Here is a 25,270-nt window from a genome sequence, read left to right as displayed (position 1 = left end):
GCAGCACCTGTGATCATGTTCTTAACATAATCCGCGTGTCCTGGACAGTCTACGTGTGCGTAGTGACGTGCTGGAGTGTCGTACTCTACGTGAGAAGTAGCGATAGTGATACCACGCTCACGCTCTTCTGGAGCGTTATCGATAGATGCGAAGTCTTTAGCTACACCGCCGTAAACTTTAGCAAGAGTAGTACAGATAGCTGCAGTTAGAGTTGTTTTACCGTGGTCAACGTGGCCGATAGTACCAACGTTAACGTGCGGTTTAGTACGTTCAAATTTTTCTTTAGACACGATCGTGTTCCTTCCTAGTTATGATTCGCCCCGAGAACAAGTTTAAAGTCGGGGCGCGCCAGAATTTGCTATTTTATGCGTCAATTTTACTCAACGCAACAGATTCATTACTAAACAATAGCTGATTAGCTGCGCTGTGCAATAATCGCATCAGCCACATTCTTTGGAGTCTCAGCATACTCGCTAAATTCCATAGAATATGATGCGCGACCTTGGGTCGCACTACGCAAGTCAGTTGCGTAACCAAACATCTCAGAGAGCGGTACTTGTGCACGGATGATCTTAAGGCCTGCGTGGCCGTCATCCATACCTTCGATCATGCCGCGGCGACGGTTAAGGTCACCAACAACATCACCCATCCAATCTTCTGGAGTAGTTACTTCAACCTTCATCATTGGCTCAAGCAGAACAGGTAGTGCTTCAAGCGCACCTTTTCTGAAGGCCATCGAGCCGGCGATCTTAAACGCCATCTCGCTAGAGTCGACATCATGGTAAGAGCCATCATACAGTGTCGCTTTGATATCCAGTACAGGATAGCCAGCAAGCACACCGTTGTTCATCTGCTCTTCGATACCTTTCGATACCGAGCTGATGTATTCCTTAGGAACCACACCACCCACGATCTCGTCAACGAACACAAACCCTTCACCCGCTTCAGACGGCTCAAGCTTAAGCCATACGTGACCATATTGACCACGACCACCTGATTGGCGAACAAATTTGCCTTCAACTTCTGTGCTGCCGCGAATAGTTTCACGGTACGCAACCTGAGGTTTACCCACATTACAATCAACACTGAATTCACGCTTCATACGGTCTACGATGATGTCTAGGTGAAGCTCACCCATACCTGAAATTAGCGTTTGGCCAGTTTCGTCATCGGTTTCCACACGGAACGACGGGTCTTCTGCTGCCAGTTTACCTAGCGCAATACCCATTTTCTCTTGGTCAGCTTGAGAGCGAGGCTCTACCGCGATCTGAATAACTGGCTCAGGGAACTCCATGCGCTCAAGAATCACTTTGTGGTTCTGGTCACATAGGGTATCACCTGTTGTTACGTCTTTCAGACCAATCGCTGCTGCAATGTCACCCGCACGAACTTCTTTTACTTCTTCGCGCTTATTCGAGTGCATCTGAACGATACGGCCAAAGCGTTCACGCTTTTGCTTCACTGAGTTATAAACGGCATCACCCGAGTTTACGACACCTGAGTAAACGCGCATAAACGCAAGGGTGCCCACAAACGGGTCAGTTGCAATCTTAAATGCAAGTGCAGCGAATGGTTCGTTGTCGTCAGCGTGACGCTCCACTTCGTTCTCATCGTCGTCGATACCTTTAATCGCAGGTACGTCTACTGGAGAAGGAAGGTATTCGATAACCGCGTCTAGTACCGCTTGCACACCTTTGTTCTTAAATGCACTACCACATGTTGCGAGTACAATTTCGTTATTTAGTGTACGAGTACGTAGACCCGCCTTGATTTCAGCTTCCGTTAGTTCGCCTTCTTCAAGGTATTTATCCATTAACTCTTCGCTTGCTTCTGCAGCGGCTTCAACCATGTTGTTGCGCCACTCTTCAGCTTCATCTTGCAGTTCTGCTGGAATCTCTTCGTAAGTGAAGGTCATGCCTTGATCGGCATCATTCCAGTTGATTGCTTTCATCTTGATAAGGTCGATGACACCTTTGAACTCATCTTCTGCACCAATGTTTAATTGGATTGGAATTGGGTTCGCACCAAGACGATCTTTAATTTGGTCCACAACGCGTAGGAAGTCTGCGCCTGCACGGTCCATCTTGTTCACAAATACCATACGTGGAACGTGATATTTATCAGCTTGACGCCATACAGTTTCAGACTGAGGTTCAACACCTGATGAGCCACAGAATACAACCACTGCACCATCAAGCACACGCAAAGAACGCTCTACTTCGATAGTAAAGTCAACGTGTCCAGGGGTATCAATGATGTTTACGCGATGATCTTGGAATTGTGCTTCCATACCACGCCAGAAGGTAGTAGTCGCAGCAGATGTGATAGTGATACCACGCTCTTGCTCCTGCTCCATCCAGTCCATGGTTGCAGCACCATCGTGAACTTCGCCGATTTTGTGAGAAAGGCCAGTGTAGAACAGAATACGCTCACTTGTGGTTGTTTTACCTGCATCTACGTGAGCAACGATACCGATATTACGATAGCGCTCAATAGGAGTTTTACGAGCCACGATTGTATCCTCTTACTAAGGTTAACCTTAGAGTATAGAAAAGTGCTGCGAGAGAACCTCGCAGCACTGAAAAGGTATTACCAGCGGTAATGAGCAAACGCTTTGTTAGCGTCAGCCATGCGGTGAACGTCTTCACGTTTCTTAACCGCAGTACCTTTGTTCTCAGACGCGTCTAGCATTTCAGCAGCTAGGCGTTGAGCCATAGATTTTTCACCACGCTTACGCGCAGCTTCAACCAACCAACGCATAGCAAGTGCGTTACGGCGAACCGGACGAACTTCTACAGGTACTTGGTAAGTTGAACCACCTACACGGCGAGATTTAACCTCTACCGCTGGGCGAACATTTTCAAGAGCTTCTTCAAATACAGCTAAGTGGTCTTTGCCAGACTTCTCAGCCATAGTTTCTAGTGCACCGTAAACGATTTTTTCAGCAGTTGATTTCTTACCGTCAACCATTACGATGTTTACAAATTTTGCCAGCAGCTCAGATTTGAACTTTGGATCTGGAAGGATCTTACGCTGACCAATTACGCGACGACGTGGCATGGATATTCTCCGTTGTCTTCTTCAGGTTATCCAAAACTTTTCAGTTTCTTCAAAAATTAAAAATAATTTAGTGTTTGGCCTTACTTAACGGAATCCATTAAGACTTAGGACGCTTCACACCGTACTTAGAACGACCTTGTTTACGGTCATTTACGCCAGCACAGTCAAGTGCGCCGCGAACAGTGTGGTAACGTACACCCGGAAGGTCTTTAACACGACCGCCACGGATTAGAACAACTGAGTGCTCTTGAAGGTTGTGACCTTCACCGCCGATGTACGAAGTTACTTCGAAGCCGTTCGTTAGACGAACACGACATACTTTACGAAGTGCTGAGTTAGGTTTTTTTGGTGTAGTAGTGTAAACACGAGTACATACACCACGTTTTTGTGGGCACGCTTCTAGTGCAGGCACGTTGCTTTTAACAACTTGCTTTGCACGAGGCTTACGTACCAACTGGTTAATAGTTGCCATTAACTAGCTCCTGATTTACTTGAAAGTAAGCTTTGTGAAAAATCTAGCCCCAATCACCAATGGCAATTAGGGACGCAAAATTCTATGCAGCAGTGAGAGGTGTGTCAAGAAATATACAGATCTTTTTTGGAATATGCGTGTCTCAGTATCGATGACTAAGACATAAGAAGGCGGATTAATCCCAAGTCGTACTGGCGATGTGACGTTCAGTGAGCTCTACAAAGCCTTTAAAATCGACAACTTGCAAAGACCCATCATCATTTTTAACCAAGCCACGCGCATCCATGTCTGGTTCTAGAAAGTAGCACTGCCAATCTTGAGTCGTATCTACGCTTGTTTCTAGGCAGCTTGTTGCAAGATAGCACGCACTCTCGACAAAAAGGACGTCATCCCCTTTTTTCAGGTATGTTCTGGCCTGTTGGAAGCCTGCTTCGCTTTTAATAATGTGCAGCATGGTAATCCTAGAAGGTTAATACTTTATGACACTGATTGAGTTCATCAGCAATCGCGGATGCTGAGATAACCTGAGCAGAGATAAGCAGATCTTCTTCTACTAAGCGATAACGCTGCAGGCTTTGCTCACAGATAAACACTTGCTCAATGTCGTAAAGATCCATCAGTTTGAATGCGCTGATGTAGTCTCTAGATAGAATAGACTGAGTCTCCTGCCCTTTGCGCAGTTGATTCACACCATCGCCGACAAAGAACACTTTGATGTCTTCAGTAAACGCAGACGTTGCGAGAAGCGCATCCAGCCCTTCACGACCAGCCGAACTCGCATGCGGTAGTGAGTTAAATACAAAAGCTAATGTCGTCAAAACTGCACCACCCTATCTTGAGTAAGCATCGCACTGGCAAGACTACCTAGCCCAGCTTGCTCGAAACCGGTCGCTAAGTTGTCGGCATCTCGCTGATGCTGCGACGCCTCATCGCTCCCTAACACACCACGGCGCAATGAAGCAGCAACGCAAGTTTCTAAACGAACACCATGCTCTGTAGCGAGCACTTGCCAGGCAGAGACCAAATCGAACTCATCGTTAGCAGGTACTGTTAGTCGCGAAGCATTGTTAACGCCATCTTGATAAAAAAAGACACTGACAAGCTTGTGCCCTTTGGCAATCAGCGCGTTGGCAAATTGGTAAGCATTACGCGCCGACTGGCTTCCGTACACGGAACCATTTACCACTAGACTGTAAGTCAAAGCAGACAATTACTCGTCCTCGGTTTTACGCTGACGAATGTACAGGTAAACCGTGTGCTTAGAGATATTCAGTCTATCGGCAACGCGGTTAATCGCATCTTTAATATCAAAGATACCCTTATCATACAGCTCCATCACTATCTGGCGGTTCTTGGTGTTGTTCGACACCGACTTATCAGCATTGATATCTTCGATGGTGCGCTCAACTGTTTGGTCAACCAGCTCCTCTACATCGCTAGCAAAGTTAACCGATGATGCGGCGTCTTTTGCTTCTTGCGTTGGCATGAACGATTGTAGGATCTGGGAGAACGGGGCATCGAGGTTGACGTTGATACACAACAGCCCTATCACACGATTATCACCATTTCGAATCGCGATAGTGATCGACTTCATCAATACGCCGCCTTTCGCGCGAGTAAAGTAAGAGCGGGAGAAATTGCGCTCTGAACCTTCAATGTCTTTCAACATTTTTAGTGCCAAATCTGTGATAGGTGAGCCAACCTGTCGGCCGGTGTTTTCACCATTGGCAATTTTCACAGCAGAAGTATTTAAAGACTCCAGCGAGTGCAAAACAATTTCACAGAACGGTCCGATCAAGCTCGCAAGCCCATCTACCACCGCTTCATAGGATTGTAAGATGATTTTATCGTGCTCACTGAATGGCGCCACATCGACGGACTCCATTTCGAGCAGCTCATCTGGGTTGGTAATTTCAGTCACAGTCATTGGACCCTAAAGATAAAGAAAAAATGCTTTAAAAAAATTAACGTAAGTTTATCAGAAAATTTGAGCGCTACCCTATGTATGTCGCGAACTAGTGATTTAGGGCAAAAAAAGTGCGTTTTTTTATCGCTTCAACCCCAACTTGGACGGTAAACCACCATAAAAAAAGCTCACCGAAGTGAGCTTTTTTCCGAGACTAATCAAACATTACTGAGTTGCTTGAGTATCATCGCCTTCAATTTTTAGAAGTTCAACTTCGAATACTAGCGTTGAGTTCGCAGGGATAGTCGGAGTATCTTGCTCACCGTATGCTAGCTGTGGCGGGATAACAAACTTGTACTTAGAACCGACTTTCATTAGCTGAACACCCTCAGTCCAACCTGGGATCACGCGGTTAAGAGGGAATGTTGCAGGCTCACCACGGTCGTAAGAGCTGTCAAACTGAGTACCGTCAATCAAAGTACCCTTGTAGTGCACTTGAACAGTATCCGTGTCTTTTGGTTGCTCACCAGTGCCTTCAGTCTCTACTTGGTAAAGGAGACCAGACTCAGTCGCTGTCACACCTTCTTGCTTAGCAAACTCAGCGCGGAAATCATCACCCGCTTTCATTGCTGCCGCTGCTTTCTCAACCGCTTGCTGTTGCATGGTTTCAGCAACACGCTTGTCTAGACCTTCCAGCGCTGCGCGAATTTCGTCTTCGCTTAGCTCAGCATTACCAGCGAATGCTTGCTCAATACCTTTAAGAACCAGCTCTTTTTTCAGTTCGATACCAAACTCAGCTGGTTTCTCAATACTCGTGCTTAGGTAGTTCGCGAAAGAAACACCAATAGCGTAAGCTGCTTTGTCATCTTCTGTTTTAAAGTGAACCGCTTTGCCTGTCTCAGCTTGAACTTGCTCTTGCGCTGCTGGCTCTACTTTTGGTTCTTCTTCTTTTTGACAACCGACTGCCAACATAACTGTCGCAGCAAGCAGCGACACTTTAAATAGTGATTTCATTTATTTCTCCAATGATGGACTTCTTGTAGACTTAATACCTAGCCATACTATAAAAACTTGTTCAATAGTTATGCGTAACTAACTAAATCTAGTAACTATTTCCTATTAGCTCAAGCTATAAATATACTAGCTTAAACTCAATACTCAACGTGGAATAACAGTAATGATGCGAATAATATCTCATTCTGTGCTGTGGCTAATTGTCATCGGCTTGTTAAATGGCTGCTTATTCTCCACCGAATCAGAACAGCGCTGGGAACTCGCCCTAGAGGGCTCAACCGCCATTGCGCTTAGTCGCGACGCCCGATTTGCTTTACTTTATTCCAAGCAGCAACACCTTCAGCTTTGGGATCTCGAGCAAAATAAAATCCTATCTCGCTTAGGTATTCAAGATCCCGACGAGAACATTATTTCCCTCATCCGCTTTAGCGATAATGGCCGCTTTGCCATCACCGCGACCCAAACCAACTTTGCGATTTGGGATTTGGCTTGGTCACAATCAACCGGCCTTTGGTCTGTCGCTGACGGACTTATCCAAGACATTGCCTTAGGTAACAGCGGAGACGAAGTATTAATCGGCCTTAGCAACGGTAAAGCAATATTCATCGATTTAGTCACCGGAAGGCGGCTAGAGTTCCTTGCCCATGTTGAAAAAGTCAATTCTGTTGCTTTATCACCGAATGGAAAATACGCGCTTTCGGGGGGAAATGATCATAATGGCTATTTTTGGAGTACCGAGTCTGGGCAAATATTACAAAGGTTTGAGCATTCACAACGAGTCGGCACTGTCGAACTGCAGCGTGATGGCCGCTACGCCCTAACCTCAGATACCGGTAATGATGCAATTATTTGGGATTTGCAAACTGGCGATAAAGTCAGTGAATTAAGTACTTGGACGCGCCAACTTATTTTCTCTTCAGCACGATTTTCTGATGATGGTAAGCGACTTGTCACCGGTTCCCCTTCCTCTCGACTCATGGTATGGAATACCGAAACGGGTAAAAGGCTGGAAGGCTACGAAGTGGAACTGCTAAAAGATGTTCGCCCACCACGGGGAGTAGTGTATGATGCCGCCTTTGAGAGCAACCAGCGCGTGCTTTCTGCCTCGTCAGCTGGCGTCATCCAAGCTTGGAAAATTAGTGAGTGACCTTATGAGTAATAAAGAGATTCAAGCTCTCGAAGAGAGAATTAACGATATGGAATGCAAAATGGCCTTCCAAGAGCAAACTATCGAAGAGCTTAACGATGCGCTGACTCAACAGCAGCTACTCATCAGCAAGATGCAAGATCAGATGAAATATGTGGTTGGCAAAGTGAAAAACATGGATACCTCAAACTTAGCGGATCCATCGGAAGAGACACCGCCTCCCCACTATTGATATTTCACTAGTAAATACCTCTTATTTTTCAGAGTCTTGACTAGTTTGTCGTCACCCCTGCGCAGGCAGGGGTCTACTTACCGCCTTCACCAAGCCTTCAGTAGATTCCTGCCTGCGCAGGAATGACATCTTCGAGCTAAATACCTAGAGCGCGCGTTGACGAACGGCTTCAAACAAACAAATACCCGATGCCACTGACACGTTTAGGCTCGATACTGCGCCCGCCATAGGGATCTTGATTAGGTCGTCACAGGTTTCACGCGTTAGACGACGCATACCGTCACCTTCTGCACCCATCACAACAGCTAGAGAGCCAGACAGCTTCGCTTGATAGATATCATGTGTTGCTTCACCTGCTGTGCCCACAATCCAGATACCTTTCTCTTGCAGCGCACGCATAGTACGCGCCAAATTAGTGACACGGATAAGTGGTACTGTCTCTGCTGCCCCACATGCTACCTTGCTGACCGTCGCAGTCATGGGTGCAGAGCGGTCTTTCGGTACAATCACCGCCGCCACACCGGCTGCATCTGCGTTGCGCAAGCATGCACCAAGGTTATGCGGGTCAGTCACACCGTCTAGGATAAGCAGTAGCGGCTGTTCATGCTGCGCTAGTACATCATCGAGATCGTTTTCATTAAGCTGCTTAGCCGGTTTTACCTTAGCGATAATGCCTTGGTGATTGGCACCGCTGGCTTTGTCATCTAACGTTTTTCGGTTCATTTGCTGAATCGACACACCAATTTGGTTGAGTTCGTTCAACAGCGGCATCAAGCGATCGTCTTGACGCCCTTTTAGTACATAGGCTTCCACAAAGCGCACTGGATCTTTTTCAAGAACCGCTTTAATCGCGTGGATACCGTAAATAAATTCATTACTCATGGAATAATCCTGAATTCGTTATTTCTTCTTCGCTTTGCCACGAGCCTTGTTTTGGCGCGCTTTGTTATTGCGAGATTTGGTTGCTTTGGACTTATTACGTTTGTGAGGAAGTACATCCTCTTCCTGTCCATCTGGGCGTTTTGTGGCTTCGACCATCGGCTTCGCTGCTTTCGGGCTGCGCTTGCCTCTGACCTCTGCGACTCGCTGTTTCGCTTTGGCTTTTTTCTTCTCAGCTTCAGCCATACGTTTTTTCGCGGTCTTTCCTTTGCCGCGTAGCTTACGACTTGTTTCGACTAATTCAAAGTCTATCTTTTTGTCATCGAGGTTTACTGATAGCACTTTAACCTTAACAGCATCACCAAGTCTGTAGATAGCACCAAAGCTTTCCCCGATAAGTCTCTGACCAATAGGGTCAAATTGATAGTAGTCATTTGCCAGTGATGAAATATGTACCAAGCCATCGATGTGCAGCTCTGTTAAGCGCACAAAGAAACCAAAGCCAGTCACGTTGGCAATTACACCTTCAAGCTCTTCGCCGACGTGGTCTTGCATGTACTCACACTTGAGCCAGTCTGCCACATCTCGGGTTGCGTCGTCGGCGCGACGCTCGGTCATCGAACATTGCTCGCCGTAGTAATCCATATCGTCAAACGAGTAGTGGTAGCCACCCGTTGGCGTCCAGCGGTCGGTATTACGACCTTCTTGTTTTGCAATAAGGTACTTGATTGCACGGTGCAACAGCAAATCTGGGTAACGACGAATTGGTGAAGTAAAGTGCGCATAGCGTTTTAGCGCCAAACCAAAGTGCCCCGCATTGTCCGCGTTGTAAACTGCCTGCTTCATAGAACGCAGCAGCATAGTTTGAATCAGCTCTTTATCCTGGCGCTCACCAATCTTTTTAATAAGCTCAGCATAGTCGGTCGGCGATGGCTCAAGACCACCAGATAAGTCCAGGCCTAGCTCACTTAGGAAGTCTCTAAAGCCTTGCAGTCTCTCTTCACCCGGAGTTTCGTGCACTCGATATAGCGACGGCTCTTTGGCCTTCTCTACCAAGGAAGCAGAAGCAATGTTCGCCAGAATCATACATTCTTCGATGATCTTGTGAGCGTCATTGCGAACCACAGGCTCAATGCGGTCGATCTTACGATCGGCATTGAAGATAAACTTAGTTTCAACGGTCTCAAACTCAATCGCACCACGATTATCACGTGCACGCTTAAGTACTTGATACATGTTGTGCAGCTCATGAAGATGAGGAACCACGGCGCTATAGCGCTCACGTAGCTCTTCGTTACCCTCTAGAATATCACTCACCTTGTTGTAAGTAAGACGCGCATGAGAGTTCATTACCGCTTCGTAATGTTTGTAGCCCGACAACTTACCTGTATCAGAGATGGTCATTTCACACACCATACACAAGCGATCCACCTGTGGGTTGAGTGAACAAAGGCCATTGGACAGTACTTCAGGAAGCATAGGCACGACCTGAGATGGGAAGTAGACCGAGTTACCACGTACGATAGCTTCTTTGTCGAGAGGCGTGTTTGGGCGGACATAGTAGCTGACATCCGCAATCGCTACCCACAAGCGCCAGCCACCGCTTTTCTTGCGCTCACAGTAAACCGCATCGTCAAAGTCTCGCGCGTCTTCACCATCGATGGTGACAAGAGGCAGGTCACGCAGATCAACGCGCCCCTCTTTGGCCTCTTCAGGCACAAACTCGCCGAACTGCTTCACTTGCTTTTCGACTTCTTCAGGCCACTCATGAGGAATTTGGTGAGTGCGAATAGCAATTTGTGTTTCCATGCCCGGCGCCATATTTTCACCCAGCACTTCAACCACCTGTCCCATCATGCCACGGGAGCGACTACCGCGATCGGTCACTTCAACCACAACCACATTACCCATACGTGCACCGCCTCGGTGCTCATTAGGGATCAGGATATCTTGACTGATGCGGGAATCATCAGCAACCACGTAGGCATAGCCGTATTCCATGAAGAAACGACCAACAACCTGTGTCTTGCGCTCCTCAAGCACGCGAACTAAGCGGCCCTCTTTTCGGCCTCGTTTATCGGTACCGGACGGTTGAACCAATACGAAGTCACCGTGCAACAAGGTACGCATTTGATGATGCGGCAACAGCACATCATTGTCTTTATTCATGCTCCCTTCAGGTCGAACCCAGCCATGGCCATCTTTATGACCAATGACATAGCCTTTGATCATTTCTAACTTATCTGGCAAGGCGTAGCATTGACGTCGAGTAAACACCAACTGGCCGTCACGCTCCATCGCGCGCAGTCGACGACGCAAGCCTTCATACTGCTCTTCACCAGACAGCCCCAAGGCTTCAAACAGATCGTTTCTGTTCATTGGGACATTAACGCTTTCTAGGAAGTCAGAGATGAATTCTCGGCTTGGGATGGGGTTTTCGTAGTTCTCAGACTCTCTTGCAGCAAAAGGGTCGTCTACTTTTATATCGCTAGGCTTTTTCGACATCGTCAGACCTATATTTTAGGAGGGTTAGGTCGATTATAACTGACGCAGCAGATAAGCTACAGAATTGCTTTAGCTTTCTGTATCTAATTCATCCGTTAGAGGTGGGCTAGGATTACCAAAAGGCAGTGCGACGCTTAGCGCGAGCAATAATGTTTTCCGGCATACGCTGCTCAAGGCCGCGTCTTAACATAGAAATGCGTTTGTGTTTGCGACCATCTGGTGTGATCGAGTTGTACAGCCAACGATAGGCGTCTTCGTAGTCAAGTGGACTGCCATAATCTCGCAGCAGAAGCTCGGCTAGTTGGATGCGGGCATCGATGTTGCCCATAGAGGCCGCTTCACGAAAATACGGGATAGCACGTTCTTTGTCCTGCTGTACAAAGGTCCCTTTTGAGTAGTACCGACCTAGTTGCTCAAGCGCAACAGGTAAGCCTTGATGAGCGGCATTTTCCATATAGTAGAGGCCAAGCTCAACATCTTGAGGCACACAAACACCCCAAGCCAACATATCACCGTAAAGGAATTCATAAGACGGTAAGCTGATGCGCGTGGCGCGTGCCATGATATCTTCAACCAACTGGCAGTTGTCTTCTTTGACACGAGCAAGGTGGCGGTTTTCTTCAATTAAACCAATCAGTTCGTCTTCTGAGTAAATGGGGATCGGGGCGCCAAGCTCCTTGCTCTGCACCGACTTCACAGAGCCAAGTAGCGCCATGCAAACAAGTGCTGCCAGTTTGTGTCGCTTTATCACTTTTTCCTGCTCCTCATGCTCAACGTCCGTCCATTGTACAAAACTCATCAATGGTCTCATTTTTATCGGCAGACGTCCGCCACGCTTTAGAAAAAACGGCAATATTTTGCCACTTTTCTTCTATGCATAGGCAAAGCCGTCAAATACTTGGCACAAGATCACAGTATGAAGTGTGAGAAGCTAAATAACAGGTAAAAAAAAGCCAGCGAATTATCGCTGGCTTAGCTGTCTTTGGAGACCGATTAAGATTCGAATGGGTGAACCTTGATAATTGTCTCGTTACGGTCTGGGCCGGTAGAAATGATGTCTACTGGTACGCCCGTTAGATCTTCAATGCGCTTGATGTAGTCTAGTGCCGCTTGAGGAAGCTGCTCGATAGACGTTGCACCAAATGTTGTCTCAGACCAACCTGGCATTGTTTCGTAGATAGGTGTCGCTTGTTCAAATGACTCAGCAGCCATTGGCGATACTTCTAGGATAGAGCCATCTTTCATCTTGTAACCGGTACAGATTTTTAGCTCTTCTAGACCATCTAGCACGTCTAGCTTAGTTAGACAGAAACCAGAGAGTGAGTTGATTTGGATTGCGCGGCGCATTGCCACTGCATCGAACCAACCAGTACGACGCAGACGACCAGTCGTAGCGCCAAACTCGTGACCAACGGTACCTAGGTGCTTACCGATTGGGTCTTGCTTGTCTACACCGTCGTAAAGTTCTGTCGGGAATGGACCTGAACCTACACGAGTACAGTACGCCTTAGTAATACCAAGGATGTAACCGATGTGACGAGGACCGAAGCCAGAACCTGCCGCAACACCACCTGCAGTAGTGTTAGAAGACGTTACGTACGGGTAAGTACCGTGGTCAATATCAAGAAGTGTACCTTGAGCACCTTCGAACATGATCTTATCGCCACGCTTGCGCGCTGCGTCAAGTTCGTCAGTAACGTCGATAACCATTGAAGTGAGTAGATCTGCATAACCCATGCATTGCTCTAGTACATCTTCGTAGCTAACAGTCTCAGCTTTGTAGAAGTGCTCTAGTTGGAAGTTATGGAACTCCATCACTTCTTTTAGTTTCTCTGCGAACACTTCTTTGTCGAACAGGTCGCCAACACGTAGGCCGCGACGAGCAACTTTGTCTTCGTACGCAGGACCGATACCACGACCAGTCGTACCGATCGCTTTCTTGCCACGAGCGATTTCACGCGCTTGGTCGATAGCGATGTGGTAAGGAAGAATTAGAGGACAAGCTTCAGAAACGAAAAGACGTTCACGTACTGGAATGCCGCGCTCTTCTAGAGGCTTCATTTCTTTAATTAATGCTTCAGGAGATAGAACAACACCGTTACCGATAACGCACTTAATGTTGTCGCGAAGAATACCTGATGGAATCAAATGAAGAACGGTTTTTTCACCGTCAATGACTAGAGTGTGGCCTGCATTGTGACCGCCTTGGTAGCGAACCACGTATTTTGCATCTTCAGTTAAAAGGTCTACGATTTTACCTTTACCTTCGTCACCCCATTGGGTGCCCAGAACGACTACGTTATTTCCCATCTTTCCAATCTGATTGCTAGTTAAAAAAGGATTCTAGCACCGAAATCACATTTATGCAGTCATTTTTTAAGCATAAAGCGGGCACACAAGGATAAGTAGCTGATGCTGATTAATAAAAAGTCAATGTTTGCGACTAGTTTAGCAGCATTATCGTGATCACTGCCCCTGCAACGACAAGACAGCCACCGACTCTGCGAATCTGCTCGTCGGGCTGCTGGGCAAGCTGTAACACCATATTACGCCATCCTTTTGGTGCTAATAACGGCCCAAGTCCCTCAACAATCAAAACCAAACCTAGTGCGACCCATAATGATTGAGACATGTTTATTCTCCAAAAAGATAGGGCTCCCTAAGGAGCCCTATTATACGGTTTATTAAACTCTTATTTCGCCGCTGGTGCGCCGTTCATGTCATTCATGTAACGGAAGAACTCGCTCTTAGGATCCAGAACGAGGATATCGCTCTTGTCCGCAAAAGACGTCTTGTACGCAGAAAGCGAGCGTAAGAAGCTAAAGAACTCAGGATCTTTGCTGTAAGCGCCAGAGTAGATAGCCGCAGCTTCTGCATCGGCGCCACCTCGTGTTACACGTGCGGTTCTGTCAGCTTCTGCTAGCAGTGTTGCCACTTCTAGTTCCGCTTGTGCACGAATAACCTCAGCCTTCTCACGACCTTGCGAGCGGTGCTTACGAGCAACTGACTCACGTTCCGCACGCATACGACGGTAGATCGACTCACTGATTTCATCAGGTAGGTTGATTTTCTTGATTCGGAAATCCACCACTCGAACACCCAAATCGGTCATGGCACTATCACGTGTATCTCTCAATACGTTGCTCATGACTTTGTCACGTTCACCATCAATTTCTAGTGCTTGGCGAGCCGCTTCTGTTGTGACTTCTTCACTGTCTGCACTCTCAGGAAGTACATCGGTGTTACGAGGACCAGAAACGATTTGTTTAATCTCACGCGCACCGATTTCAGAACGAAGTACGTCCGTCACTTTACGCTCAAGAAGCGCTTCTGCTGTTAGTGCGTCACCGCCACCCGTTGCTAGGTAGTATTGACGGAAATCTTCAATCTTCCACTTAACATAGGTGTTAATGATTACGTCTTTTTTCTCAGACGTAACGAAACGGTCACCGCGTCCATCCATTGTTTGAATACGCGCGTCTAGTGTTTTCACGCGGTCAAACAATGGCATCTTGAAATGCAGACCTGGCTCGTAAATACGAGAAACCTGGTTATCATCAGCAAGAACACGACCAAATCGAATTACGATGCCACGCTCACCCTCAGGGATCACGAACAAAGACATCAGCATCAATGCTAAGGCAACGACTAATACTGGTATCATCAATTTACGCATTATTAGTATCTCCCTTGACGAGTCGAGTTGTTACGAGACGAATTGTCATTTGATGAAGAAGTAGTAGTTGAAGGATCTAGTTGAATCTCTTCATAAACCGACGTTTCCTTTGGCTTACGAGTGCTAGAAGCTCCCTCTTGGCCCGCTAACTTATCAATTGGCAGGTACAAAAGGTTGCCGCTCGACTCAGAGTCAATCAACACCTTAGACGTGTTCGAATAAACCTCTTCCATTGTGTCGAGGTATAGACGGTTACGCGTTACTTCTGGAGCCGCTTGGTATTCAGGTAGCAGTTTCTCAAACTGAGCCACTTGACCTAGCGCTTCGTTAGTGATGCGTTCAGAGTAACCTTGCGCTTCTTTCTTCAAACGCTCAGAACGACCTGTCGCTTTAGGAATGATTTCGTTTTTGTACGCTTCGGCTTCACGGATGAAACGCTCTTCATCCTCACGCGCTGCGATAGCGTCATCAAACGCATCTTTAACTTGCTCAGGCGGACGCGCCGACTGGAAGTTGACGTCTACGATAGACAAACCCATGTCGTAGTTATCGATGATTTCGTTCAATGTTTCTTGTGTGCTCTGACGGATTTGCTGACGGCCGCTGGTCAGAATACTATCCATTAGGGAATCACCGATTACTGCACGAAGCGCAGAGTCAGTTGCCTGGCTCAAGCTATCGTCTGCATTAGTGACCACAAATAAGTATTTGTACGGATCAGAGACGCGGTATTGAACATCCATAGAGACGGACACTACGTTCTCGTCTTTTGTCAGCATCGTACCAGAGGCGCGCAAAGAGCGAATCGCCTGAACGTTCACCGGTTCATACTCATCAATAAAGCGAGGACGCCAGTTCAGACCCGGATCAACAATGCGGTCAAACTTGCCTAAGCGAAGCACGACGCCACGCTCACCTTCGCTAATGGTGTAGAAGCCGGAAAAGAACCAAATGACCACTGCGATCAATACAATCACGCCGAAGCCAATTGCACTGCCGCCGCCGCCAATGGATGGGCTACCGCCACCACCACGCTTGCCAAATTTACCACCGATTTTTTGACTCAGCTTATTAAAGACTTCATCTAAATCAGGCGGTCCTTGATCACGACCACCGTTATTTCGGTCGCCTTGATTACGGTCTCCACGATTGTTGTTCCCCCAAGGGTCCTTATCGCGGCCGTTATTTCCATTATTATTACCAGGCTCATTCCACGCCATTAGGAAGCTCCATCATTTAGTATGACGTTATACTGTAGCAGTCCTTTAAGTAACTATAAAGCCACTCAAAACTGCCCCTTCTCTTTTTTCAAGTCTAGACCAATCTACTTGTTGCATCCGAATATCAATCAACAAGTTACCTTCAGAATCATACTCTTCTCGTTGAATACAATTCATCTGGAAAAATGTGCTCCGAAAACGCCCTTGATACTGGGGTGGAATTCGCAGCTGATACTGAACCATTTGGCTTGCTAAACGCTCTGTGAGCGCGTCGAACAACAGTTCGATGCCTTGCCCTTCCATGGCAGAGACCCAAACGGTTCTCGGAATACCTTCATCATCACGTTCTATACGTGGACGTTGGCCATCTAGATTATCTATCTTGTTCATTACGACGAGAGTTGGTACCTCATGGGCATCAATTTCTTCTAGCACGTCATGAACAGCTTGAATATTCTCACGAAAACGCTCGTCACTGGCATCGACAACATGTAACAAAATGTCAGCTTCCTGCGTTTCTTGCAAGGTTGCCTTAAATGCTGCGACGAGATCATGCGGAAGATGACGAATAAATCCGACCGTATCCGCTAAAATTGCCGAACCTACGTCCGCCAATTCAATCTTTCTTAGTGTGGGATCTAGGGTTGCGAATAGCTGATCAGCTGCGTACACCCCAGCTTCAGTAATGCGGTTAAATAGCGTAGATTTGCCCGCATTGGTGTAGCCCACCAGGGAAATCGTTGGGATTTCGGCTCTACTTCTTGCACGTCTGCCCTGCTCACGTTGCTTAGCAACCTTCTCCAAGCGACGCAATATCGCTTTGATACGATCACGCAACAATCGACGGTCAGTCTCCAGCTGTGTTTCGCCGGGACCACGCAGACCGATACCACCTTTCTGCCTTTCAAGGTGCGTCCAACCTCGGATCAATCGAGTCGAGATATGACGAAGCTGTGCTAGCTCAACTTGCAACTTACCTTCGTGGGTACGGGCGCGTTGGGCAAAAATGTCGAGGATCAGACCGGTACGATCCAACACTCGACATTTACACAGACTTTCAAGGTTACGCTCTTGGGCAGGGGAAAGGGCGTGATTAAAAATCACAATATCCGCACCGGTTAATTGCACCGTTTGTGCGATTTCTTGCGCTTTGCCTTCCCCTACGTAGTACTTAGGGTGAGGGGATTGTCGGCTACCCGTTACTGTTTGCAACGCGTTAACGCCTGCAGAAGAAACCAGCATTTCAAATTCGCTGAGATCTTCCCACTCACCTTCTTGCGTGAAGTTGATATGAACAAGTACAGCCTGCTCACCCGATTCATAACGGTCAAACAAGCGACCAACTCCTATTTAAATATCTGTTTTTAAGAGATTTATTATTAATCTTCAGATTTCTCTTGTTGACGGTCACCGCCAGTACGCTCACCACTGTGATGGCTAACAGCACGGGCTGGAACAACCGTTGAAATCGCATGCTTGTAAACCATTTGGTTTACAGTATTTTTCAGAAGGATCACAAACTGATCAAACGATTCAATCTGACCTTGTAGCTTGATGCCATTCACTAGGTAGATAGAAACTGGGATACGCTCGCGACGTAGTGCATTTAGGAATGGGTCTTGAAGAGATTGCCCCTTAGCCATTTTTATTTTCCTTATATTAGTATTGTAGTTTTAATTATTTAGCTATTGGTGCACTGCAATTTGGTGCTGCCTTTGCATCTGAGCTAAACCAATGAAATACCCCTTAGTTTTATAATCATAGAACAACAATCGTCTTTGAAAACAAAACTCAGTTCCTTTTTGGGTATTTCTACGCAAAAGCGCCCACATTATACACAGTTAATACCATCAGATGCTATGGCGTCTGTGAGAGTTTTCATTGAATCCTCAATGTGTTCGCTATCAAGCCAAACCAAATCATCCCAACTCCTTAACCAGGTGATTTGTCGCTTGGCCAATTGTCGAGTCGCGCAGATTCCACGGAAAATCGCATCATCTAACGTGCTCTCGCCATCTAAGTACTCCCACATCTGTCTGTAGCCGACACAACGGATCGACGGCAGATCTGGGTGAAGATCTTCACGAGCATATAACGCTTTGACTTCATCTTCAAAGCCTGCTTGTATCATTTTCTCGAAGCGCAATTCAATCCGTTTGTGTAACAAAGCGCGATCTTTGGGCGCTACCGCAAATTGTTTAACGCGAAATGGCAGTGGTTCGCCCTTAGTCTCAGTCAATTCTGTCAATGACTTACCAGAGATTCGATACACCTCTAGCGCACGTGATAGACGCTGTGGATCATTTGGATGAATCCTCTCTGCTGAGACAGGATCTATCTGTTTTAGTTCATTATGGAGTGCTTGCCAGCCCTTCTCCTGTGACTCTTTTTCAATTTGTGCTCGGATCTCTGGATTGGCGGCTGGTAGTGGCGACAAACCTTGAAGCAAAGCTTTGAAATAGAGCATAGTGCCACCCACTAGCAGCGGGATCTTACCTTCTGCGTGAATCTTAGCGATTTCATTCAGTGCATCACGACGAAAGTCAGCCGCAGAGTAGGACTCGGCGGGATCGAGAATATCAATCAGTCTGTGCGGCGCCAATGCGAGCTCCTCGGCATCGGGCTTAGCCGTACCAATATCCATGCCTTTATAGATAAGCGCAGAGTCTACGCTGATAATCTCAACTGGATATTGCTGACGAAGACGTATCGCTAACTCAGTCTTACCAGAAGCGGTAGGACCCATTAAAAACAGAACTAAGGGTAATTGTTGGCTCATGATGAAAACGCTGCAATTGTGGCCGTAAAATCGACAGGGCGGACAAATTTAGGATCGCTCAAAGGTAGCTTACCGTCGTAAAGCTGCTCAAGATTACCGAGTAACTGAACAGATTCAGATAAAGTGTAGCTACTTTTCACTTGCAGCACTTTTTTCGTTAGCCATAAGCTCAAACGGCTCGGGCTAAGGTCTTGCTGCTCAAGGGACGCCAAGTATGACAGCATTTCATCAATTAACAATTGCAAATTTTGCTGCCTGAGCGGTGCTGGTACTCCCATCACCATGAGCGCTTGCTTATTGCGAACAGCAAGATCGATACCAAAGCTGAGCAAGAGATCTCGCTGCGCTGTAGCCACTTGCTGCTGCATGTCGCTGACTTTTAGCGAAAGCGGAACGAGCAGTGGCTGCATTCTCAGTGGCTGACCTTTCGGATCCAACTGAGCAAACAGCTTATAAAACTCCGCCCTGCGCAATGACACCAGTGCGCAACACGGCTCTGCTTTCACCAATACGTATGTCGCATCCACCATAGTGATTGCTTTACCAATGCGCTCAATCTCAATCGATACAGGGGCGGCATCTTGCTTGAGTGGCGAGACCTCCGCTATTCCCGCTTCCGGCTCTGCTATATCGGGTGTTTGCATCAGCTCTTGGTAAACGCGAACTTCTTCTGCCGTCGGCGCCGCTTCTTGTGCTTGCGGCTTGGCTTTCGATGCACTAGCTTTTCGACTCGAGTTCCATTCATTACGAGCGTATGGCTCTTCTACTCTGTGGGAAGAGCCATTCGGCTCACTGTATTCACGTTGAGTGCGCTCGCTTGCTGACTGAGTACTTGGCGAAAGAGTACTTGGTGAATCCGTATTTGTTGAACGTGTATTTGGTGAATGATAATCAGCACGTCCCGGATAAGCGGGGATGCTCTCCACCGCTTGTATCAATGACTCGGACACACTCGCACCACCAGAAGTCGCCGAAGACACTGGCGGCTGCGCTTGTGTCATTTCAACAGGCACATAAGAAGAAGCTGATTCGACTTGGTCTGACGCAGTTATCGGCTCAACATGACTGAATGCCGAGTTAGACGTCACCGGCGCATCAATGGATTTCGCTTGCACCAGTGCGTCGCTCAGCGCCTGATAAATAAAGTCATGCACTAATCTTGCTTGATGAAAACGCACCTCGTGTTTGGCTGGGTGCACATTCACGTCAACCTGATGTGGGTCGATATCGATAAACAAGATATACGCTGCGTACTGATCGGCTGCCAAACTGTTCTCATAGCTCTGGCGAATTGCGTGGTTGATGAGCTTATCCTTCATCATACGACCATTCACATAGCAGTATTGCAGATCACTCTGCGCGCGTGCGCCTTCTGGCGTAGTGATCCAGCCATGCAGCTTAAGGTCATTGTGCTCAAGCTCAATTTTAAGCATATGACGAACAAACCCGGCTCCACATACTGCGGCTATGCGTTTTTCTAACTGAGGTTCTGTTTTCGCTGCGCGGTACTGACGCACCAGTTTGCCGTTGTGTTTGAGATTGATCGACACGTCAAAGCGGCTCAGCGCGATACGCTTCAACAGCTCATCAATATGATTAAACTCCGTCTTTTCTGTTCGCAAAAACTTACGGCGTGCTGGGGTATTAAAAAACAGATCCAACACTTCAAGCGTGGTACCAATCGGATGGGCAGCAGGGGTTAGCTTCACCGCCATGTCGCGTCCTTCCGCGTATGCACTCCAAGCTTGTTCTTGAGTTGCAGGGCGAGACGTCAGTGTGAGTCTTGCTACCGAGCTAATACTCGCCAGCGCCTCACCACGAAAGCCCAAACTCATGATGGCTTCAAGGTCATCAAGGGTATGAATTTTCGACGTCGCATGTCGGCTTAACGCCAATTGCAACTCGTCTTTAGGAATGCCCTTACCGTTATCTCGAACACGGATAAGCTTGGCGCCCCCCTTTTCGATATCAATATCGATACGAGTGGCACCTGAGTCTAGGCTATTTTCAACCAGCTCTTTGACTACGGACGCTGGCCTCTCAACCACTTCACCTGCAGCGATTTGGTTCGCCAATCTTGCAGGTAAGATCTTAATCGTCACAACGCTTCTCCGAATCCATCAATTTGAACATCCATCACTTGTGCGGGATCAGCAGCACTTGCCCCACTGCAAGTGAATCAGAGCGCAGCTTGTTAGCTTCACGAATACTACTGACGCTCACGCCATATCGAGAGGCAATTTTGCCTAGGTACTCTCCGCGCTGAACTTTGTGCTTACGCAGAGGCAGATCTTTTAAGTTGACGGTTATCTTCAGCTTTTGACCCAACTTAAGTACGTCCGATTTTAAGCGGTTCTCACGCTTAATATCCGCCACCGACACTTTGTATTTACTCGCCACTTTCCCTAAGTAGTCACCTTTGACCACGGTGTGTGTAAGCGTCTTGGTTTCTACCGTGTTTACTTTAGAGCTCACTTGAATCGGGGCACTATTTCCCGGAATAACCAAGGTCTGGCCCACAGCCAGAGACGTACTTTTAAGGCTGTTCGCACTCTTAATAGCCGAAACCGACGAGCCATATTTCTGAGCAATCACCGACAAAGATTCGCCACGTTTCACGGTGTGCTTACGCTGCTGACCACGATTAGCAAATAAGGTGCCTTCTGGTGGGTTCGCTTCGAAGTATTGAACAATCGCTTTTGCCAACGCGCGAGCTAATTTGTCTTGGTGACTTCTTGTCGTTAGTAGACGCTCTTCGCTTGGGTTAGAAATAAAGCCCGTTTCGACTAACACGGACGGAATATCTGGCGACTTCAATACCGCAAGACTGGCATTCACTGGCTCTTTCTTATGTAGGTGTGCGACCTTACCCATCTCTTTGAGGATCTTGGTTGCAACCTTATAGCCTTCTTTTTGTGAATGGCTAAACTGCAAATCGAGTAGTGTTTGGCTTACGTTTCTATCGTTAGTGTTTTTAGCGAGCACTTCTCCCGCGCCACCAAGCAGTTCCGATTGCTGTTCATGATTCTCAACCCAGCGGGCAATTTCAGTATTCGCACGGCGTGTGTTCAATACAAACACAGAGCCACCACGAGGCTGCGGCGTTCTAAATGCATCAGCGTGAACAGAGACCAAAAGGTGCGCGCCATTCTTACGAGCGATGTTGGAGCGTTTGTTGAGGTTAACAAAGTAGTCACCGCTACGGGTTAATACTGCCTTCATTCCTGGAATCGCATTAATTTGAGCTGCCAGCTTTTTCGACACGCTCAATGTAACGTGTTTTTCGTATTTCTTAGTCGGGCCAATTGAGCCTGGATCTTCACCGCCGTGGCCGGCATCAATTGCCACAACAATATCGGCATTGCCCCGTAGCTGGGAAGCATCACGGCTGACCTCCGTTTTGCTCTTCGGTGTACTCGATGTCGCTTGACTGGTTGCTTTGCCATGTGGCAGGTCAATCACCAATCGATGGCCGTACTGACCACCTGGAGTAGGGTTGAGCTTAAAAAGCTGTGGAGTCGCGGACTTCTTTAACTCAAACACGAGGCGATAAGTGCCTTTGTTAGGAGGCGAGCTCTTGCGGATCTTACTCAACACGGGGCTATCAGATACGCCGATAGGTAGTTTTGTGTTTAGCGAGGTGTTTTTAAGGTCAACGACAATTCGCGAGGGACCACTCAATGAGAAATAACTGTAATCCGCTTCGGACTTGAGGTCGATCACCACGCGCGTTTCATCCGGAGAAGGCCAAACACGAATACCCTCTAGCGCATTAGCAAGAGTGACGGCAGGAAACAGTAAACACAAAGGCAGCATGATTTTCATCATGCTGCTAAGAAAACGACTGATCAATTTAACTCCAACTGACTAATTAACTCTTTTCCATAATCGCTATTTGCCGTGAAGGCGATTTCCCTTGCGTCTCCAACGTACCGGATATCAATATCTAGATCAGCAGAAGGCAGAATGCCTTGCCCCTTCTCTGGCCACTCTACCAAGCAGATAGCATCTTCAGAGAAGTAGTCGCGAATACCCATAAACTCCAGCTCTTCTGGATCCGCTAAACGATACAAATCAAAATGATAGACGTTCCATCCTTCAAGTTGGTACGGTTCAACCAAGGTATAAGTTGGGCTTTTTACGTTGCCTTGATGGCCAAGACTTTGAATAAAGCCGCGACTAAAGGTGGTTTTCCCCGCTCCAAGGTCACCGTGCAAATAGATTGTTGTTTGTTTTGAACAAAGATTTGCTAGTTTAGTTCCAATTAAAATCGTTGCTGATTCATCTGCTAAGGAAAATTTTTTAGTACTCATCACATTTTTCTCTGAGTGGTGCCTTTGAGAGCCGAAATAGTAAACTGTGTCGCTTTTCACAGACAAGTGATCTTCTGTAAGTAATCAGAAAATTTACCATTATTTTCAATTTATCCCTACTGTGAAAGCACAAAATAGTCGTCGAAAGTTTATACAAAGCAATGAGACGCTTTTCTGGCCAAGTGGATCCACGCTTTTTTAGCGTTCATACTTGGGTCGCATTGCATTTGAGTATAGAATACGCGTCCTTTTCTACTTGGGTAATCGTGATGGACTTAGACAAGCTAGCCAGCGACATTAAAGTTTGGGCACAAGAACTCGGTTTTCAGAAGGCTGGTATCAGTGATATCGATCTTCTCGATCAAGAGGCGATACTCAAGCAGTGGTTAGAAGCGGGTTATCACGGCGACATGGCTTGGATGGAAACTCACCAAGACCTACGCATCCATCCCGACAAGCTACACCCTAATACCTGTCGCATCATTAGCGTTCGTATGGATTACCTTCCTGAAGAAGCAGGCTTTGCATCCAATTTAGAAAACCAGCATGCGGGTTACATTAGCCGCTATGCGTTAGGTCGCGATTACCATAAGTTGATTCGCAATCAACTCAAAAAGCTTGGACAGCGAATCGAGAAAGAAGTCTCGGAGCTAGGCTACCGACCTTTTGTCGACTCTGCTCCTGTGCTCGAACGTCCTATTGCAGAAAAGGCTGGCCTGGGCTGGACAGGCAAGCACTCACTTCTACTAGATAAAGACGCCGGCTCTTGGTTTTTTCTTGGTGAACTGTTTGTCGATCTGCCGCTACCTGTTGATACGCCGCTAGAGAATCAGTGTGGTAAGTGCAGCGCATGTATCACGTCATGCCCAACAGGTGCCATACTTGAAAATGGTGTTGTCGATGCGAGACGCTGTATTTCTTATCTCACGATTGAATACAAAGGCGTAATACCCGAATCCCTTCGCGCAGCGATGGGGAATCGCATTTATGGCTGTGATGATTGTCAGTTGGTTTGTCCGTGGAATCGCTTTGCGGAGCTTGGCCAGCAACCAGATTTTCAAAGGCGCCAGGCTTTCAACGATACCGATCTGTGTGTTTTGCTTAATTGGGATGAAACGACATTTCTTAAGAACATGGAAGGGTCTGCTATTCGACGTATTGGGCATGAGCAGTGGCAGCGCAACATCATTATCGCAATCGGTAATGCGCCCTACTCTCAGCGCTACATCGATGCACTAGAACAAGTGCAAGGCCAGTCTGTACTGCTTGATGAACATATACACTGGGCTCTTCAGCAACAAACAAGCCAATTGCCCAACTTGTCAGATCACACACTAACATCCAAAAACCAGCGTTTGATTCGCATCGTTCAGAAAGGCTTACCTCGTGATGCCTAGTCGCCAATGGACTCAGAAAAATCAAATTAATTTTCTTGACTGACATCCCAAAATTGAATTTGTGGAAAAACTACATTTTCATCGACAGTTAGTCGTTGAGAAATCAGGTTAAACACAGATTGAATATATGACTAGGATCAAATAAATGTCACTTGGTGATCATTTTATTGTCAAGTAAAAAGTAAAAACAAAATGGTATACACAATAAAAAACAACAACTTAAAGACACTCGAGTCTTGAGTCGACTGTGTGTATTGATGTAAAGATCTTTCAGTTTATTCTCTTCATACCTATTCAAAAACAATTTATCAACCAACTTATCCACAATTTAGCAATGTGGATAACTCTGTTAATTTAAGTGTAACTGACCCTCAGCGAAGGCAATAACCTACTGCTTTGGCGGTGTGTAGAAAATAGAGTACACAGCAAAAAATTCGACGATGTAATCCAATGATATCGACGATGATTTAGCTTTAAATTTTAGGGAGTGATGCTTCTCAGCATTAGGAAAGAGCATGCGGTAGTGGGACTAAGTTTCTCAACTTTGCTATCTCTATGAGATGACCGCGTCTTTGTCCATTTCTAGGGGAAAATGGAGCGACACACGAGGTTCGAACTCGTGACCTCAACCTTGGCAAGGTTGCGCTCTACCAACTGAGCTAGTGTCGCA

General features: G+C 46.9%; 25 protein-coding genes and 1 tRNA gene. 3 read left to right on the top strand and 23 right to left on the bottom strand.

Going from position 1 to position 25,270, the window contains the following annotated elements; genetic code table 11:
* The 9 genes from ACVA6Q_RS24055 to fkpA form a co-directional block, all read right to left on the bottom strand.
* Positions 1-290 (bottom strand): GTP-binding protein (locus ACVA6Q_RS24055; RefSeq protein ID WP_446649004.1); only part of this gene is annotated, 290 nt, incomplete at its 3' end.
* Positions 291-415: 125 nt separating this feature from the next.
* Entirely contained in the window at positions 416-2,512 is a 2,097-nt protein-coding gene (fusA, locus tag ACVA6Q_RS24050) for an elongation factor G (RefSeq protein WP_446649159.1), read from the bottom strand.
* A 77-nt stretch (positions 2,513-2,589) separates the two neighbouring features.
* Complete coding sequence (gene rpsG, locus ACVA6Q_RS24045) at positions 2,590-3,060, bottom strand: 30S ribosomal protein S7 (RefSeq protein WP_042478937.1); 471 nt, start codon at positions 3,058-3,060, stop codon at positions 2,590-2,592.
* A 97-nt stretch (positions 3,061-3,157) separates the two neighbouring features.
* Positions 3,158-3,532 carry a 30S ribosomal protein S12 gene (gene rpsL / locus ACVA6Q_RS24040; RefSeq protein ID WP_004399892.1) on the bottom strand — a complete coding sequence of 125 codons (375 nt, stop codon included), beginning with the start codon at positions 3,530-3,532 and terminating at the stop codon, positions 3,158-3,160.
* A 175-nt stretch (positions 3,533-3,707) separates the two neighbouring features.
* Positions 3,708-3,986, bottom strand: a complete 279-nt coding sequence (gene tusB, locus ACVA6Q_RS24035; protein WP_446649158.1) for a sulfurtransferase complex subunit TusB — start codon at positions 3,984-3,986, stop codon at positions 3,708-3,710.
* 7 nt (positions 3,987-3,993) lie between these two features.
* The gene (tusC, locus tag ACVA6Q_RS24030) at positions 3,994-4,350 is read right to left on the bottom strand and encodes a sulfurtransferase complex subunit TusC (RefSeq protein ID WP_446649157.1); all 357 of its coding nucleotides are present in this window, start codon (positions 4,348-4,350) and stop codon (positions 3,994-3,996) included.
* Positions 4,347-4,742, bottom strand: a complete 396-nt coding sequence (tusD, locus tag ACVA6Q_RS24025; protein WP_353497273.1) for a sulfurtransferase complex subunit TusD — start codon at positions 4,740-4,742, stop codon at positions 4,347-4,349. Before tusD ends, tusC begins: the two co-directional genes overlap by 4 nt.
* The gene (locus tag ACVA6Q_RS24020; protein WP_042503248.1) at positions 4,743-5,459 is read right to left on the bottom strand and encodes a helix-turn-helix transcriptional regulator; all 717 of its coding nucleotides are present in this window, start codon (positions 5,457-5,459) and stop codon (positions 4,743-4,745) included. It lies immediately after the preceding gene.
* A gap of 204 nt (positions 5,460-5,663) precedes the next feature.
* On the bottom strand, positions 5,664-6,452 hold the full coding sequence (gene fkpA, locus ACVA6Q_RS24015) for an FKBP-type peptidyl-prolyl cis-trans isomerase (RefSeq protein ID WP_353497274.1): 789 nt from the start codon (positions 6,450-6,452) through the stop codon (positions 5,664-5,666).
* A gap of 166 nt (positions 6,453-6,618) precedes the next feature.
* Between fkpA and ACVA6Q_RS24010 the strand changes: the two genes are divergently transcribed.
* Positions 6,619-7,599: a WD40 repeat domain-containing protein gene (locus ACVA6Q_RS24010; RefSeq protein ID WP_353498738.1), complete on the top strand. Its 981-nt coding sequence runs from the start codon at positions 6,619-6,621 to the stop codon at positions 7,597-7,599.
* A gap of 4 nt (positions 7,600-7,603) precedes the next feature.
* Positions 7,604-7,831, top strand: coding sequence for a SlyX family protein (locus ACVA6Q_RS24005; RefSeq protein ID WP_042478959.1), 228 nt, complete (start codon positions 7,604-7,606; stop codon positions 7,829-7,831).
* Positions 7,832-7,975: 144 nt separating this feature from the next.
* Here ACVA6Q_RS24005 and rlmB read toward each other — a convergent pair whose 3' ends face one another.
* The 13 genes from rlmB to tsaE form a co-directional block, all read right to left on the bottom strand.
* A complete protein-coding gene (gene rlmB / locus ACVA6Q_RS24000) occupies positions 7,976-8,713 on the bottom strand; it encodes a 23S rRNA (guanosine(2251)-2'-O)-methyltransferase RlmB (protein WP_042478943.1) in 738 nt (245 codons plus the stop codon).
* A gap of 18 nt (positions 8,714-8,731) precedes the next feature.
* Positions 8,732-11,215 (bottom strand): ribonuclease R, encoded by a 2,484-nt coding sequence (rnr, locus tag ACVA6Q_RS23995; protein ID WP_446649156.1) that lies wholly within the window; start codon positions 11,213-11,215, stop codon positions 8,732-8,734.
* A 112-nt stretch (positions 11,216-11,327) separates the two neighbouring features.
* Positions 11,328-12,014, bottom strand: a complete 687-nt coding sequence (gene motX, locus ACVA6Q_RS23990) for a flagellar protein MotX (protein ID WP_446649155.1) — start codon at positions 12,012-12,014, stop codon at positions 11,328-11,330.
* A gap of 194 nt (positions 12,015-12,208) precedes the next feature.
* Complete coding sequence (locus tag ACVA6Q_RS23985; RefSeq protein ID WP_353497276.1) at positions 12,209-13,525, bottom strand: adenylosuccinate synthase; 1,317 nt, start codon at positions 13,523-13,525, stop codon at positions 12,209-12,211.
* 133 nt (positions 13,526-13,658) lie between these two features.
* Positions 13,659-13,847, bottom strand: coding sequence for a DUF2065 domain-containing protein (locus ACVA6Q_RS23980; RefSeq protein ID WP_353497277.1), 189 nt, complete (start codon positions 13,845-13,847; stop codon positions 13,659-13,661).
* 60 nt (positions 13,848-13,907) lie between these two features.
* On the bottom strand, positions 13,908-14,891 hold the full coding sequence (gene hflC, locus ACVA6Q_RS23975) for a protease modulator HflC (protein WP_446649154.1): 984 nt from the start codon (positions 14,889-14,891) through the stop codon (positions 13,908-13,910).
* 2 nt (positions 14,892-14,893) lie between these two features.
* Positions 14,894-16,111 (bottom strand): FtsH protease activity modulator HflK, encoded by a 1,218-nt coding sequence (gene hflK, locus ACVA6Q_RS23970; protein ID WP_446649153.1) that lies wholly within the window; start codon positions 16,109-16,111, stop codon positions 14,894-14,896.
* Positions 16,112-16,156: 45 nt separating this feature from the next.
* A complete protein-coding gene (gene hflX / locus ACVA6Q_RS23965; RefSeq protein WP_446649152.1) occupies positions 16,157-17,446 on the bottom strand; it encodes a ribosome rescue GTPase HflX in 1,290 nt (429 codons plus the stop codon).
* 44 nt (positions 17,447-17,490) lie between these two features.
* Positions 17,491-17,754, bottom strand: a complete 264-nt coding sequence (gene hfq, locus ACVA6Q_RS23960; RefSeq protein ID WP_353497281.1) for an RNA chaperone Hfq — start codon at positions 17,752-17,754, stop codon at positions 17,491-17,493.
* A gap of 188 nt (positions 17,755-17,942) precedes the next feature.
* Positions 17,943-18,890, bottom strand: a complete 948-nt coding sequence (gene miaA / locus ACVA6Q_RS23955) for a tRNA (adenosine(37)-N6)-dimethylallyltransferase MiaA (protein ID WP_446649151.1) — start codon at positions 18,888-18,890, stop codon at positions 17,943-17,945.
* Positions 18,887-20,992, bottom strand: coding sequence for a DNA mismatch repair endonuclease MutL (gene mutL / locus ACVA6Q_RS23950; RefSeq protein ID WP_446649150.1), 2,106 nt, complete (start codon positions 20,990-20,992; stop codon positions 18,887-18,889). Before mutL ends, miaA begins: the two co-directional genes overlap by 4 nt.
* A gap of 34 nt (positions 20,993-21,026) precedes the next feature.
* Positions 21,027-22,718, bottom strand: coding sequence for a LysM peptidoglycan-binding domain-containing protein (locus ACVA6Q_RS23945; RefSeq protein ID WP_446649160.1), 1,692 nt, complete (start codon positions 22,716-22,718; stop codon positions 21,027-21,029).
* 20 nt (positions 22,719-22,738) lie between these two features.
* A complete protein-coding gene (tsaE, locus tag ACVA6Q_RS23940; RefSeq protein WP_353497284.1) occupies positions 22,739-23,203 on the bottom strand; it encodes a tRNA (adenosine(37)-N6)-threonylcarbamoyltransferase complex ATPase subunit type 1 TsaE in 465 nt (154 codons plus the stop codon).
* A gap of 269 nt (positions 23,204-23,472) precedes the next feature.
* Here tsaE and queG point away from each other — a divergent pair, with 269 nt between their 5' ends.
* Positions 23,473-24,600: a tRNA epoxyqueuosine(34) reductase QueG gene (gene queG, locus ACVA6Q_RS23935; protein WP_446649149.1), complete on the top strand. Its 1,128-nt coding sequence runs from the start codon at positions 23,473-23,475 to the stop codon at positions 24,598-24,600.
* Positions 24,601-25,193: 593 nt separating this feature from the next.
* Here queG and ACVA6Q_RS23930 read toward each other — a convergent pair.
* Positions 25,194-25,269: transfer RNA gene (locus ACVA6Q_RS23930), tRNA-Gly, on the bottom strand.
* Position 25,270: the final 1 nt, after the last annotated feature.

The organism is Vibrio sp. DNB22_10_4, from assembly GCF_052879755.1.
This window is presented reverse-complemented; position numbering and strand designations above follow the sequence as displayed.